We start from the raw sequence: 14750 nt of genomic DNA, 5'->3' as shown, positions 1-14750 counted from the left end.
GCCGTCAATGTAGTACTTGATTACATTGTGCACAGTCGCAATACAAACACCGATAGATTTGGCACATTGTTGATGGGTAAGTGTTTTTCCATGTGCTTCATCGAGGTCTAATAAAATTTGGCATCTGCATTTTAGGGTTCGAGTAGTCGTTTTCTTACGCAAAACACTTTTTAATCTGCGTACTTCATCATCTGTCAATGAGATAACGTACTTCTTGTTTCTGCCCATTTTAAGTCACCGCCGTTTATTTTTATTATACTCCACAACGATGGCTACTCTAACAGATTCAAACTCAACATCTTACTTATTTATCAACGCTACACTACACTAGCTTCACGGGTTAGCCCCTCGAAATTTAGATAAATCGTACCTATTGCGCTCTGCGATGCTCAGTCGGCACGATTTCCTAAAATTCTTTCAGGGCTGAACGAACCCGTTCCGCTTTTCTCAAATTTGGTTTAAATGTCTTCCGATGACGTATTTTGAGTGCGAGGTGCTGGTTATTTCTTCTGTCTGCACCAGACTCTGGATCCAATCCGGCAGGTAATTGTCGAATTTTACTTCCAGTACGCAGTCGATCCCGGGTTCCCTTATTCCGATCCGGCCATCATGGAAGAAAGAAGTTACTTGTGTGCTGGCGTGCATATCAAAATCCAGCGTGATGCGGGTGTTCCCGGGTCCATAGGCGAAGGCTTCCCGTTCGTAGGTGATGATCACTTTCGGCTCCATGCATTGGCTTTTGCACTTGACATAGAATTCCTGGAGCAGTGGATGGTTCGCATCGGCAAGGCAATCATATTTTTTTTGGATAAGCTGGTCGGCCATGTCTTTCGTGATACAGGCGCTCTGTTTGTAACCGACTGCTCCGTCCTTGACTTTCTTTTCCAGGCGGATAAAGGAAGCGTCATTGTTGTAATAACGGATCCGGAATTTTTCGCGATAGCTGCGGCCATCCTCTTTGTCCCAATAAGCATCGTCATAAATCGTGTCAAAATAGAGACTTCGGATGCTATAGCTGTTGCCTATTGAATTCTCGTCATGTTTCAGGAATTTTCTCAGCCGACTTGTGAGGATGACTTTGTTTTTTTGGGAAATTTCGTGTTTGAATTCGTTGCGGTAGCATATTTCGCTCATAACGCTCAACCTCGTTTCTTGTTTCTCTTGATGTCCTTATTCTAGGCCGATCCGGGAAACAATTCTCCGTAAACAGGGCAGAGAGTTGTTGCAAAAATGGAGCAAAACGAGCGGAAAGATGCGTAAAGTTGAAAGAGCGCCGAATCCCAATGCAAAAAAAAGGGCCGATACGCTAGCCTATGGGGGCGGTCAGCGTTTCGGTCCTTTTTTTATTTAATTGGATGTATTTTGTTGCGGCAGTATGATCGTGAAAGTTGTCCCTTTGGCGGAGGACATGACTTCTATGCGTCCGCCGTAGGTCTGCACGATCGATTGGACGATGGATAGCCCGATGCCGTGCACGCCTTTGTTGCCTTTGTAGAAACGGTCGAAAATATGCGGCAAGTCAGTCTTAGAAATCGGTTCGCCATCATTGTAGATGGTGATCATGATCCGGTTGTCTATCTCCTTGCAGCCCAGACGGATGATGCCTTTTGCGTAACGCAGGGCGTTGGAGATAAGATTCTGAAAGGCCCGTTCAAAATCCCTTTCATCATAATGGAACAGGACAGGATCCTTCTGGAAGTCGAACAGCACTTGCAGATTTTTTTGATCACTGACACTGGCGTAGCGTTCGACGGTATAGGCCAATGTCTCACGGATATCGTTGGTGGCGGTCAATCGATCCGCTGAACGGGTTTCCAGTCGCGACAGGTAAAGGATATCCTCAACAAGCGTGCCCAGTTTGTCGGTCTCGTTCTTGATTGCGATAGCGCCTTTTTTATCATCGATGATGCCGATCTCGATACCTTCCGCGTTTGTCTTGATGATCTGTAACGGTGTCCGCAATTCATGGGAAGCGTTCTGGAAGAATGTGCGCTGATCTGCGTCGTACAGCTTGAGTTTTTTTGTGGTCTCGTTCATGGTCGTCTTCAGTTCATGGAGCTCCAAGTCGACGAATTCCTCATCGATCGTCTGATAGTTCCCTTCACCGATCTCTTTGGCGAACAAAGCCAACGTCTGCAACGGTTTCGTGATCCTTGAAACGAGCAGGTAGGTGATGGTGGCGATGGTCACCAGCCCGATTACCATAATGATCAAAAGGATCTGATTCAGGTTCTGCTCGAAGACGAACAGATCGGACATATTCAGGAAGAATACCGCATAGGTCCCTTCCTTTTCGGCGTTGGGGGCGATGGAATAGTAGTAGAGATTATCCTCCAACTCCAATTTCCCATCAGCCGTCAATGCCAGTGTGATATCGGAACTTTCCAGTCCGGAAACGAAATTCGTCAACGAATCGTCATCGCTGAACCCTGTGTCCTGGATCTGCGGGAAGAGGATTTCGAAATCTTCGGAAATGATCGTCTTTTTGACGCTGGATGCAAAGGCTGTGTGAGGTTCTTTATTCTTGTCCCCTGGCTCATCCACAAGGGTCCCATCCGATGCTGCGGGCTCCGGTTCCAATTTTTTGTCCTCGTCGAAGGGACGCTCGATGTAATCTTGTCTCGCTTCGGAAAGCAGCGAGGTCGCGGCTGTTTCGATGTACTGGGTAAAGAAAAAATTGAACACCAGATAAATCAAGGTAAAGATGGCCGCCAACAACAAGGTGACGGTCGTCAGAAGCCGGATCTTCAAACTTTTTTTCGATGTCTTCATCCTCATCCTTCAGACGACTCCTTCACGGTGAAGCCGAATCCCCAAACGGTCTCGATCTCGACTGTGGAGCCGGCAAGTTTTTTGCGCAACCGTCTGACTGTATCATCGCAGGCCCGCGTCTCGATGTCCTTGCCGTATCCCCAGATCGAATCCAAAAGCTCGTCCCTGGAAACGGCACGGTTTTTGTTTTCGATTAGATAAACGAAAACATTGTATTCATTTGGTGTCAGGTTGAGGGAGACCCCATTTTGTCTGACGGACATGGCGGCCAGATCGATTTCGATATCACCGATCCGCAGCGTCGCTTCTTCCTGACGGGCCGGCAGGCGTTCCTGATCCATCTTGATGCGGCGAAGCATCGCTTTTACGCGCATATTCAGGGCGATGGCACTGAAGGGCTTCGTGAAGTAATCATCACTGCCCAAGTTGATGCCCGTCGCGTAATCCATGTCGCTGTCTTTTGCGGTCAGGATGATGATCGGCACCGAACTGATGTCGCGTATTTTTTTGGTGATTTCGAAACCACTAGATCCCGGCATCATCACATCCAGGATGACCAGGTCCGGTTGCTTATCCAGGAAAGCATCGTAAAGCAAGTCGCCATTGGGAAAGTCGGAGACCGCATAGCCCTCGCTCTCCAGAAACGTCTTCACCGTCAAACGGATGCCATCTTCATCTTCTGCGATATATATTTCTTCATTCATAATGTTCTCCACCCCATTCTTGTATCCAGTATAACCGATTTTCATTGGGAAGATTACGAAAAACTGCGGCAATCCTGCAGAAATTGGGAAGGGAAAATAGTATTTGTGCTCTCTTTTGAAAATAGATGGCATTTCCCCTGGCCAAACTGGTAAAATAGCGTATAGTCCTTCAAGAAGTTGGGCTGTGAATTTTTGATTTTTGGAGGAATAAAAATGACCCTTACACATAGAAATGCAACTTTGGACGATGTGGAAGACATCGTCGCTATCTACAATCAGACAATCCCCAGCCGGATGGTGACGGCCGATCTGGAACCGGTGACCGTCAAACAAAAAATGGGCTGGTTCCTGGACCATTCGCCCAGCTACAGACCGATCTGGGTTTTTGAAGAGGATGGGAAAATCTGTGCTTGGGTGAGCTTTCAGGCTTTCCACGAGCGTGCCGCCTACGATAAGACAGCAGAATTGAGCATTTATATCCATGAAGGCTACCGCGGTAAAAAAATGGGCACGCAGATTATGGAAACAGTATTGGCTGCTTGCGACGAGTTGGATATCACGAATCTTGTTTGTCTCATCTTCGGCCACAATGCACCGAGCATCGGGCTGATGAAAAAATTTGGCTTCGAACAATGGGGCTACTTACCGAGAGTGGCCGAACTCGACGGCATCGAGCGCGATCTCGTCTACATGGGCAAAAGAGTCCGCGACTGATTTTTTCCAACGTTTATATTGCGTGTGACTTACGATAAATCTGTAAATATGTTGTTAACATTGCGTTATTGTTATTGCAAACACCATCCGTCTAGTATAATTACTAAGTTAGTTTTTGAAATTATTTTATAAAGGATGGATGGAGCATGTGGTTTTTATTTGCGATTGTGTCCGTGTTGGCTTGGGGTACAGCGGATTTATTTTATAAAAAAGGAAGCGATCCGAAAGACAAATACAGTTACCTGAAGATTGTCATAATGGTTGGAGCGGTCATGGGTATTCATGCTATGTATGTCCTGCTGACTTCGGGCGTGGTCTACGAACCGCGCAACATGATTACTTATCTTCCAGTATCGGCGTTGTACATTTTATCGATGGCGGTCGGCTATGCAGGTCTGCGGTTTCTGGAACTGTCTATCTCTTCACCTGTACAGAACTCGTCAGGAGCGATATCGGGTTTGTTGACTTTTATTTTCCTGGGGCAATCCATGACAGGAATCCAATTTTTTGCAGTAGGGCTAATCACAGTTGGTGTTATCCTTCTGTCGGTTTTTGAGCAACGATTTTCCGAGGCCGAACGAAAAGAGAACAAAGAAATGGTGGACCGCAAATATAAATACGGCGCGATCGCTTTGCTGTTTCCATTGGGATATGCATTGATCGATTCACTTGGGACGTTCGCGGACGCGTGGGTATTCGACAGAGGAATGGATGAAATGCAGGCGAACATCTCCTATGAATTGACATGGCTGATTGTTGCCGTTCTGGCCTGGGTTTACCTTGTCTGGATCAAGAAGGAGACATTCGCCTTGCGCGATCAGAAAGACCGCGGTTTGGCAGCCATATTTGAAACGTTGGGCCAGTTCTTCTATGTGTTTGCGATCAGTGCGAATGCAGTTATCGTGGCGCCGCTGATTTCTTCCTATAGTATGGTATCCGTCATCCTTTCACGGATTTTCCTGAAAGAAAAACTGACCGCAAAACAATACGCGGTCATTGCAATGATTATGGTAGGGATCTTCATTCTGGGGTTTGAATAGTTTTATGCAAAAAAGCGGCTGAATGCCGCTTTTTTGCGTTGCGGCGCTCTACTTGGGGGCGGGGTTCTACACCACGGGGTAAAGGGAGTCTCGTCTCCTCCAGCGGGCGGTGGCTTTGTCGGAGAACGGGATAACGATTGGGCTTCAACAACGGGGAGCGGTAATCTGGCCGGAGAAACCACCTGGATATACCCGTCACCTCCTGCGAAGGGCACGTTTGCAGGAGGTGGCGCTCTATAACACGCTTCTTTTTTGTAGTTTCTGCTGAAATAAGCGATAATTATAGTAGAGAACTACTTTTGAAGGAAGGGAACTTATATGGAATCGCCGGAAAAATCGGAAAAGGGCAAGGGGCTGTTTGGAATCAGTTTGGCTGGAGGAGGCCTGAAGTCCTTTGCGCAGCTTGCGGTCCTACATGATCTCGAAAAGAATCATGTCAAAATCGATGCCGCAGCAGGAACTTCTATGGGAGCTGTCATAGCGGCTTTGGTGGCCTGTGGGTTGACTGCGACGGAAATCGAGAAAGCGTTATTGGATGCGGAAAGGGAATTTGCCGATCGTGGTGTCTTCAGCAGGCCTGCCTATCTGCTTCTTCAGCATGTTCGGGAACACAATAACGGTTTCGTTGAACTGCAGAATCTGCAGCAGATGGCCTGTCAGTTATTTGATAAAATAGGTTGCCGGATGCTGTCCGATTGTCGTTTGCCTATCGCGATCACGACTGTTGATATCCATACAAGTGAATTGATTGTTTTCACCAATGAACCCGATTTTTTCACAAGTCCGACGGGAGATTGGCTCATCTATCCACATGATATCGAATTGGGCATTGCCGTGGCGGCGTCCTGTGCGTTCCCGATGATTTTCTCCACTGCAACCTTAGACGGTAGACAGTTAGTTGATGGTGGGGTGATGATGAATTTGCCTATCCCTCTTTTTGATCGTTCACGTTTCAGTGTGCTCATGTCTGTGTCGATGATTTATGATGCGGTTGACCGTCAACTGGGGTCACCTTTTAATGTTGCGATCCAAAGTTTGGATATCCTGATCCGGCAGATGGATCGTCAATTGACGAAACAGGCAGATATCCAGGTGAACTTCCCGATTGAACCGCAGCTTGTCTTTAAAGTGGGTGCCGGTCAGGATGTCATCGCAATCGCCAATGAGATGTTGCGGAATAATCCGATCGACTATAGCCTGTTGGAAAATCATCGAAATACAGATTAGATGCGTAGCCAGCCGGGAGAAAGACCGCAACTCCGGCGAGAGAGCTCTTATCGGAGTTCAGGATAGTGAGAGCTCCTGAACTCCGGTGAACAGCGTCTCACCGGAGGTCAGCCTTGCAGCTGACGCTACAATAAAAAAACCGCACAATCATCAGCTGATTGTGCGGTTTTGCATATAATGCTTAGTTTTCCGGCCAAACTTCTTTGGAGATTTCTACAACGTGGCGTACTTTCGCCCATTGTTCCTCTTCCGTCAGCAAGTTGCCTTCTTCTGTGGAGGCGAATCCGCATTGCGTGCTCAACGCCAATTGATCCAAAGGAACATATTTACTGGCTTCTTTTATGCGGGCTTTGATTTCTTCTTTGTCTTCCAGCTCCGCCGTTTTCGAAGTAACCAGGCCCAATACGATACGGCCTTTGCCTTTGAAGTAGGCAAGTGGTTCGAAACCGCCGGAACGATCGGTATCATACTCCAGGAAATAACCGTCGAAGCTTGTTTGTCCGAAAAGCTCTTCTGCGATCGGATCATAAGCGCCTTCCAATGAGTGGTGAGATTTATAGTTGCCGCGACAGACATGTGTCGTCAAGACAAGATCAGCAGGTTTTGCTTCGATGATGGCTTGAACGTTCTCAGCTGCAACGCGTTTGGAAGCTTTGTATTCTTCCGAATCATCCGCGAAGTTGCAAAGGAAGCCCCAGTGTACATCGTCCAATTGCAGATAGCGACAGCCCAAGTTGTATAAAGCTTGGACAGTGTTGATGTAGGCTTGTTGCACGTCTGCTTGGTACGCTTCAACCGAAGGGTAGATTTCTTCGTTGCGATAGCCTGGGTAGAAAACTTCGTTCGGGCTAGGGATTGTGAACTTCGCTACGCCTTGGTCTCCGACGATTTCATTTAATGATTTGAAAGCAGCCAGGAAAGGGTGGTTCGGATTGAAGGAGATTTTGCCGACGTTGCGGAAAGCGTACTTGCGGACTTCCACATCCCCGAAATCATAACCGTGTTCCGGCACATAGCCTTCAAATCCGTTCAGGTTTTCGATGAAATCGATATGCCACCATGAGCGACGGAATTCGCCATCCGTGAATCCCTTCAATCCGTTTTCCTTTTGATCTTTGACCAGTTTCGTGATTTCTTCCGTTTCGATTTGGTCCAAAGCAGCAGCATCGATTTCACCGGCTGCAAATTTCAAGCGCGCGTCCTTCAATGGTTCCGTGCGTAAAAAGCTCCCTACGTGATCGGCTCTGAATGGTAAAGTTGTTGTTTTTTGTGCTTTTGTCATATTATTTTCCTTCTTTCTGTTATTATTTTTTTATCAAACAAGATAATGCAGTAAAAAAAAATACGTCCCTGCACATTGCTGTGCAAGGACGTATGATTGCTCATCGTGATACCACCTTGGTTCGGGGTACGCTCACGCATGCCCCCTCAGTCAGTACGCAAGACGATCGATAGTCTTGTTATACTGCGGCATTGTAACGTATGCGGACGTGGCTCGCTGAGGCCGGATGGCGTTCACAAACCAATCACTCTAAGACCATTTTCTGGATGACTTTCCTGTCCTCTTCTCAGCTGCCGAGGTTCTCTGTGCATTTCCGTTATCCATACTCTTCTTTTCACCGTGAGGTTGTTTGAATTTATATATATATAATAACAATATGATTAGTAAGTGTCAAATGTTTTCTCACGATAAATTCATTTACTTGTTTTGATTTCCGCTGCGTATTCCTCGTAGAATATTTTTTTAGTCTGGATGAACCGTCTGAAGTCGTTCAGCAACTGAAACAAAATGGCGCGATTTTCGAACTCCGCCCGGGTGGCCGGCAACTCGCTCTCACGGAATGCTTGCAGCAATGAATCGATGTCCTCCATCAGATAGATTCCGGTGTTCTGTTCGTGCAGCTGAGCGGCAGTCAGGAAGAACAGCCCGGCCAAAATTTTGTTTTCGCTTGTCGGCAGCGCGCACAAGCCGAGATTAGTGGCCATATATTTCAGGATGGTGACCTGCTCGCTGCGCATATCGAAGTAGCGGATGTTATAGGTCGATTGGTCCAGCAACTGATTATCGAATTCGGCATAGACAACTTGCCTGTATTTTTCCAATTGATCATCCAACTCATTCAACAACCGCTTTTGATTGCGGTCATCTCCCTCACGAAGGGTGACGCTGAAACTGTGCAGCACTTCCTTCATCTGCGTCTCGACTTGTTCGCGAAGCAAGATGATCTGGCTCGCTTTGGATGGCATGTAGAGATTGAACAGAATCGCCACGCCGGCTCCGATCATCATCAAGGCTAATTCGTTCAGAATCCAAGGAAGGCTTGTTTGCTTTTCCAGTAATAGATGCGTCACAAGCACCGAACAAGGCGCGATCCCGGATTGAAGAGTGAAGCGGTAGGCCAATGGTACATAGAAAAGCAGATAAACTCCGAACACGATGATGTGGAATCCAAAAATCCGGAACAGGACCGTTGCGATCGTCAACGCCAGCACTGTGGAGGCAATCCGCTGCAAGGCTGTCAGAACGGATGATTTTTTGGTGTCCAGCACACTAAGGATCGCGATGATCCCAGCTGAAACGGAATAATTCAAATCAAAAAATTGCGCAATCAGAATCGCAATGACAGTCGCAAATGCGATTTTGATGGTGCGGTGGCTCAATGTCATGGGCTTCCCTCCTATATTTCTAGCATAGTGCATTTCAGTTCGATTGACCAGTGTTTTCGGATACAGTAAGAGTGCGTCTTTTTCGGTCTGGAAGTGGATTTTCTAATCAAAAAAATACTATATCTCGTTTTGCTGGCATGGTATGATACTGGATGTTGTTCCGCGAACCAGCGGATCGGAAATTACATTAAATTACGGAAATAATCAGATAACACCAAAGGAAGGGATATGATTGAGCGTGCTGGTAATGGCAGGAATGATAGGTGCTGGGAAGTCGACTTATACTGAAATGATTTCAAGAAGATTGGGTACGGAGGCCTTTTTCGAAAGCGTCGATTACAACCCGATCTTGGACAAATTTTATGATAATCCGCAAAAATGGGCATTCAGCCTTCAAATATATTTCTTGAATACGCGGTTCCGCAGCATCAAAGCTGCTTTGACTGATGACAATAATGTCTTGGACCGTTCCATATATGAAGACGCGCTGTTCACGAGGGTCAATCATTTGCAAGGCAACATTTCCAAAGAAGAGATGGATATCTACAACGACCTGTTGGCCAATATGATGGAAGAACTGGAAGGCATGCCCAAAAAAGCGCCGGATTTGCTGATCTATCTGGATGGTTCATTCGAGACGATTTTGGATCACATCCGCAAGCGCGGCCGTGAATTTGAGCAGATCGAAGACGATTCCGAGTTATTATCCTACTATGAATTACTTTTCAAAAATTATGAGCAATGGTATCAGGAATACGATCAAAGTCCCAAAATCAAAATCAACATCGACACATTCGATATCGTCAACAACAGCGGCGATGAAGAGAAGGTCATGAGCATCATCGAAAATGCTCTCTTGGAAGTCCGCGGCGAAGAGGTCGAATTGACTTGTGCCGGAAGCAATATCGTATAAGTGACAGATCCGTTCAGGTCGTCATCAAACAGCAGCAGTGCCATTCGGTGCGACTGCTGTTTTTTTGGTGAGTAGGCCTAAATTTTTCGCGACGGACTGAAGCATATCCGTGGTTTATATACTATAATTAGGAAACAGACATAAATGACAGTTGAAGAGGATGGAACCAGATGATGGCGGCGGATAAGGCAGAACAAGCGGTGAATGTGGAACAATGGCAGGCAATCAATGAACGGGATGGGCATTTTGATGGACAATTCTATTACGCGGACAGGAATACACAACTGTACTGCAAGCCGTCCTGCCCTACCCAGATTCCGAAATTCAACCATGTCTGCATCTTTTCCTCGGTGGAGGCTGCCGAGGCGCACGGCTACAGTCCTTGCCGCAAATGCAGGCCGAACGGGAAGGCCGTTACGGATCTGGAATGGGCCGGTCAAGCTGAACGCTTCATCCACAGCCATTATCCAAACCCGTTGAGCGTGAATCGGATTGCCGAAGCTTGTCATGGGCCTTCGTCGGAACTGCAGCAGATTTTCATCCGGATATACGGCGTTTCGTTGCTGGACTATCTCGACCGTGTCCGGATGGATCAAGCACGCTACTTGCTGATTCACTCGAGACTCTTCATCAAGCAAATAGCTGAGCTGGTTGGGATGCCCGCCGCAGCGGATTTTTCCCGCAAATTCAAGGAAAAGGAAGGCGTGGCTCCGACAGAATACCGTAAACGTGCGCGTAAGCTTGACACAGACCAACACTCCTGAAGAGTTACAGCACAAATAAAAAAATGTAGAGCTAAACAGCAGGCTGACCGATCAATGGTAACAAGCTGTTTTTTTATTTTCCGATGAAATCATTTGACACAAATCGTTTACAAGTGTAAACTTGAATTCATAAGTAAGAATAAACAACAGAAGGGTGAAAAAAATGACCGAACTGGCACAGAAGAAAATCACCGACGCTGAATGGGAAGTCATGCGCGTTGTCTGGACGAACGGAAAAGCAACCAGCCGGGAAATCATTTCGGTTCTGCAGGAAAAAATGGATTGGAAACAAGCCACCATCAAAACGTTGATCGGAAGACTCGTCGACAAAGGCTTGTTGGCAACGGAACCTATCGGAAATAAATTCATCTACAGCGCAAACGTATCCGAGCAGGAAAGCGTCGGCGGTGCTACCGAAGACCTTTTGGCACACGTCTGCACGAAAAAAGTCGGCCGCACGATAGCGGAACTGATTGATAGAGCAACATTGAGTCACGCAGACGTGGCGATGTTGGAAAAGGCGATCGCCATCAAAAAACGGACGGCAGTCGATGAAGTAAAGTGTATGTGCACGCCAGGACAATGCAACTGCAAACAAACCGGTTGCGTACATAAGGAGGAATCACCAGATGGAAAATAAAAGTTATGATATAGAAGGCATGAGTTGTGCATCGTGCTCCCAAGCCGTGGAAAAAGCGGCAGCTAAAGTCGCAGGCGTCAAGGAAGCCACTGTCAACTTAGCGACCGAGAAATTGACGGTTGTTGTCGATGAGAGCCAGTTTTCCGAAGATTTTCTGAAGAATGCAGTCGATGCAGCAGGTTATGTGTTGGTGGCAAACAAGAAAGAAAAGACGTTTCTGATCGAAGGCATGAGTTGCGCCTCGTGCTCCCAAACCGTGGAAAAAGTGACCAGGGCAGTGGCTGGCGTGTCGGATGCGTCCGTGAACTTGGCTACCGAAAAAATGTTCGTCTCTTATGATCCGACAATGCTTCATCCAGGAGATATCGAAAGAGTTGTGGCCGAAGCGGGCTATAAGGCGATTGAAGAGAGCAGTACTATAGAAGAAAGCGATCAAAATCAAGCGAAGAAAGAACAACACATCAAAAATATGTGGCGGCGCTTTTGGCTCTCGGCGGTATTCACGATTCCACTTCTGTATCTCGCGATGGGTCACATGTTGGGATTGCCGTTGCCGATGAGCCTCCATCCGGATATGCATCCCGTCACATTCGCGCTCACACAGCTCGTGTTGACGATCCCGGTGATGCTGCTCGGGACGAAATTTTTCACAGTCGGCTTCAAGTCCTTGTTCAAAGGCCACCCGAATATGGATTCGCTCGTGGCTTTGGGAACAAGCGCAGCCTTTCTGTATAGCCTGTATGGCACAGTTGCGGCAATCGGTGGGAACAACGAGCTTGTCATGAACTTGTACTACGAATCAGCAGCCGTCATTTTGACGCTGATTACGCTCGGCAAGTACTTCGAGGCCGTTTCAAAAGGCAAGACGTCGGAGGCCATCAAAAAACTGATGGGCTTGGCGCCTAAGACAGCCCGCGTCATCCGTGACGGCAATGAGCAGGAAATTAAGCTGGATGCCGTTATGGTTGGGGACATTCTGGTTGTCCGTCCCGGCGAAAAAATGGCTGTCGATGGGAAAGTCACGGAAGGCCTGACATCCGTCGATGAATCGATGCTGACAGGCGAGAGTATGCCGGTGGAGAAAAAAGCGGGCGATGCCATCATCGGCGGCAGCATCAATAAAAACGGAACGATCCAATACCGTGCCGAAAAAGTCGGGAAAGATACGGCGCTTGCGCAGATCATCAAGTTGGTGGAAGATGCCCAAGGTTCAAAAGCACCGATCGCAAAACTGGCCGATACGATTTCGGGCTACTTCGTTCCGATCGTCATCGTGCTCGCTGTTCTGGCCGGGCTGGCGTGGTACTTCATGGGACAAGAATCCTGGATTTTTGCACTGACCATCACGATTTCCGTATTGGTCATCGCTTGTCCTTGCGCGTTGGGCTTGGCGACTCCGACCGCCATCATGGTGGGTACCGGTAAGGGCGCCGAGAACGGTGTGCTGATCAAAAGCGGGACGGCTCTGGAGGTAACGCATAAAATTCAGACTATCGTTTTCGACAAGACGGGGACGATCACGGAAGGTAAGCCGAAAGTGACGGATGTTCTGGTCCGTGAAGGGCTGGATCCGAATGAACTGTTGCTGTTGGCAGCATCGGCCGAAAAAGGGTCAGAGCATCCGCTCGGGGAAGCCATCGTCCGCGATGCCGAGGAGAAACAGCTGTCTTTCTTGAAACCATCCGCCTTCAATGCGTTGCCTGGCTTCGGTATCGCTGTTACAATCGATGGGAAAGAGCTTCTGTTGGGAAATGAAAAGTTGATGCTGAACCATGCAATCGGACTCGGTTCTTTTGCCGAAACCTCCCACACGCTGGCGGAACAAGGCAAAACACCGATGTACATCGCAATGGATGGGGAATTGGCCGGCATCATCGCCGTTGCCGATACGGTGAAAGCAAGCAGTGCGACCGCAATCAAAAAACTCCGTGATATGGGCATCGAAATCGCGATGATCACCGGTGACAATAAACGTACGGCGCAAGCCATCGCCAACCAGGTGGGCATCGACCGGGTCTTGAGTGAAGTATTGCCTGAAGACAAAGCGGAAGAAGTCAAGAAGCTGCAACAGGGCGGCCGCAAAGTCGCCATGGTCGGAGACGGTGTCAATGATGCACCGGCATTGGCTCAAGCCGACATCGGCATCGCCATCGGATCAGGGACTGATGTTGCCATCGAATCAGCAGATATCGTACTGATGAAGAGCGACCTGATGGCGGTTGCCACGGCCGTCGAACTCAGCAAAGCCACCATCAAAAACATCAAGGAGAATCTGTTCTGGGCATTCGCCTATAATGTCCTGGGTATTCCTGTCGCGATGGGAATCCTGCATGTCTTCGGAGGACCTTTGTTGAATCCGATGATCGCCGGAGCAGCGATGAGTTTCAGCTCGGTGTCGGTTGTGTTGAATGCATTACGTCTGAAAGGATTCAAACCTTCCGTCTCAAAACGGTAAAGGATCAATAAATAGAAGAAAAGAGGAAATAATGATGAAAAAAGAATTACTACTTGAAGGAATGAAATGCGATGGTTGCGTAGCGACGGTCAAAGAGAAATTGTCTGCGATTGCAGGTGTGGAAGAGGTAATCGTTGATCTTGAAGAAAAAACAGCAACGGTCAAAATGAACCAAGACATTTCCGAAACGACTTTCAATGAAGCGTTGTCCGGCACGAAGTTTAAAGTAACCGGCAGCAAATAAGCAAAAAATAATGGCACAGGCTCCCTCTATGATTGCTGAGGGAGCTTTTTTCGCATAAATTTGTACATTTTTTCTGTTTGGCTATTGTCGTGAACACAATTTAGGAGTAAAATAATACATGCAGTCCGGTCGAACAGACCAATCTGCGGGCGTAGTTTAGTGGTAAAATGCGACCTTCCCAAGGTCATGTCGCGGGTCCGATTCCCGTCGCCCGCTTTCTGATAATGCATGCATCTTAACCTTACCGATGAAGTCGGTAAGGTTTTTTTATTTAATGCCTGCTGAATAAATCCCTATTTTTAGCTTACGGCTTCATTAGAGGTTCAATTCTAGGGGAGCTCATCCATTGGATGAAAGTCAAAAAAATGCGCAATGAAACCTTGGACAGGTTCATTGTAAGGATGGATAAAGCAATCACACAGAGACTGGTCTCTTCAAGGCGTGTTCGAATAAGCCTGAGCCCGAACTTTCTTTTCGCCAGGCTGAAGCCTCTCTCGACCTCTACTCGATCGCAGTTGTCGCTGTATTCTTGTTTTTTGTCAATCTTCTGATCCTTCTTGGGCCTGCCGAGCGACGGGCCGGATAATCGGATTCCGAGTTCTTTGCAGTA

The 14750-nt window shown here is 47.6% G+C and carries 15 protein-coding genes and 1 tRNA gene; 9 read left to right on the top strand and 7 right to left on the bottom strand.

Features of this window, described 5'->3' with window-relative positions; all coding sequences use genetic code 11:
* The 4 genes from BMZ71_RS15175 to BMZ71_RS13180 form a co-directional block, all read right to left on the bottom strand.
* Positions 1-228, bottom strand: a 228-nt coding sequence (locus tag BMZ71_RS15175) for a hypothetical protein (RefSeq protein WP_218142831.1), incomplete at its 3' end; no start/stop codon positions are given.
* A gap of 219 nt (positions 229-447) precedes the next feature.
* Positions 448-1134, bottom strand: a complete 687-nt coding sequence (locus tag BMZ71_RS13190) for a polyphosphate polymerase domain-containing protein (protein ID WP_068558705.1) — start codon at positions 1132-1134, stop codon at positions 448-450.
* Between the two features lie 213 nt (positions 1135-1347).
* Complete coding sequence (locus BMZ71_RS13185; RefSeq protein WP_177187631.1) at positions 1348-2772, bottom strand: sensor histidine kinase; 1425 nt, start codon at positions 2770-2772, stop codon at positions 1348-1350.
* Positions 2773-2774: 2 nt separating this feature from the next.
* Positions 2775-3476, bottom strand: a complete 702-nt coding sequence (locus BMZ71_RS13180) for a response regulator transcription factor (RefSeq protein ID WP_086990653.1) — start codon at positions 3474-3476, stop codon at positions 2775-2777.
* Between the two features lie 213 nt (positions 3477-3689).
* On the opposite strand from BMZ71_RS13180, the gene BMZ71_RS13175 reads away from it, so the two are divergent.
* The 3 genes from BMZ71_RS13175 to BMZ71_RS13165 all read left to right on the top strand — a co-directional run bounded on the left by BMZ71_RS13175 (position 3690) and on the right by BMZ71_RS13165 (position 6457).
* Positions 3690-4190, top strand: coding sequence for a GNAT family N-acetyltransferase (locus tag BMZ71_RS13175; protein WP_086990647.1), 501 nt, complete (start codon positions 3690-3692; stop codon positions 4188-4190).
* Between the two features lie 146 nt (positions 4191-4336).
* On the top strand, positions 4337-5230 hold the full coding sequence (locus tag BMZ71_RS13170; protein ID WP_086990645.1) for an EamA family transporter: 894 nt from the start codon (positions 4337-4339) through the stop codon (positions 5228-5230).
* Positions 5231-5548: 318 nt separating this feature from the next.
* Positions 5549-6457 carry a patatin-like phospholipase family protein gene (locus tag BMZ71_RS13165; RefSeq protein WP_086990643.1) on the top strand — a complete coding sequence of 303 codons (909 nt, stop codon included), beginning with the start codon at positions 5549-5551 and terminating at the stop codon, positions 6455-6457.
* A 181-nt stretch (positions 6458-6638) separates the two neighbouring features.
* On the opposite strand, the gene BMZ71_RS13160 is transcribed toward BMZ71_RS13165, so the two are convergent.
* Both BMZ71_RS13160 and BMZ71_RS13155 read right to left on the bottom strand, forming a co-directional pair.
* A complete protein-coding gene (locus BMZ71_RS13160; protein ID WP_086990642.1) occupies positions 6639-7739 on the bottom strand; it encodes a 5-methyltetrahydropteroyltriglutamate--homocysteine S-methyltransferase in 1101 nt (366 codons plus the stop codon).
* Between the two features lie 413 nt (positions 7740-8152).
* The gene (locus BMZ71_RS13155; protein WP_086990640.1) at positions 8153-9124 is read right to left on the bottom strand and encodes an aromatic acid exporter family protein; all 972 of its coding nucleotides are present in this window, start codon (positions 9122-9124) and stop codon (positions 8153-8155) included.
* A 238-nt stretch (positions 9125-9362) separates the two neighbouring features.
* On the opposite strand from BMZ71_RS13155, the gene BMZ71_RS13150 reads away from it, so the two are divergent.
* The 6 genes from BMZ71_RS13150 to BMZ71_RS13125 all read left to right on the top strand — a co-directional run bounded on the left by BMZ71_RS13150 (position 9363) and on the right by BMZ71_RS13125 (position 14356).
* A complete protein-coding gene (locus BMZ71_RS13150) occupies positions 9363-10037 on the top strand; it encodes a deoxynucleoside kinase (protein WP_245734445.1) in 675 nt (224 codons plus the stop codon).
* Between the two features lie 170 nt (positions 10038-10207).
* Positions 10208-10801, top strand: a complete 594-nt coding sequence (locus BMZ71_RS13145; protein WP_086990638.1) for an Ada metal-binding domain-containing protein — start codon at positions 10208-10210, stop codon at positions 10799-10801.
* Between the two features lie 163 nt (positions 10802-10964).
* Positions 10965-11441 (top strand): CopY/TcrY family copper transport repressor, encoded by a 477-nt coding sequence (locus BMZ71_RS13140; protein ID WP_086990636.1) that lies wholly within the window; start codon positions 10965-10967, stop codon positions 11439-11441.
* On the top strand, positions 11431-13896 hold the full coding sequence (locus BMZ71_RS13135; protein WP_086990634.1) for a heavy metal translocating P-type ATPase: 2466 nt from the start codon (positions 11431-11433) through the stop codon (positions 13894-13896). The genes BMZ71_RS13140 and BMZ71_RS13135 overlap by 11 nt, the downstream gene beginning before the upstream one ends.
* Positions 13897-13930: 34 nt before the next feature.
* A complete protein-coding gene (locus tag BMZ71_RS13130) occupies positions 13931-14140 on the top strand; it encodes a heavy-metal-associated domain-containing protein (RefSeq protein WP_086990632.1) in 210 nt (69 codons plus the stop codon).
* Positions 14141-14285: 145 nt separating this feature from the next.
* Positions 14286-14356 (top strand) — tRNA-Gly (locus tag BMZ71_RS13125).
* Between the two features lie 88 nt (positions 14357-14444).
* Here BMZ71_RS13125 and BMZ71_RS13120 read toward each other — a convergent pair.
* A partial coding sequence (locus BMZ71_RS13120; RefSeq protein WP_143071449.1) for a transposase occupies positions 14445-14750 on the bottom strand: 306 nt, incomplete at its 5' end.

Origin of the sequence: Trichococcus flocculiformis (genome assembly GCF_900113645.1) — a bacterium.
GTDB lineage: Bacteria > Bacillota > Bacilli > Lactobacillales > Aerococcaceae > Trichococcus > Trichococcus flocculiformis.
This window is presented reverse-complemented; position numbering and strand designations above follow the sequence as displayed.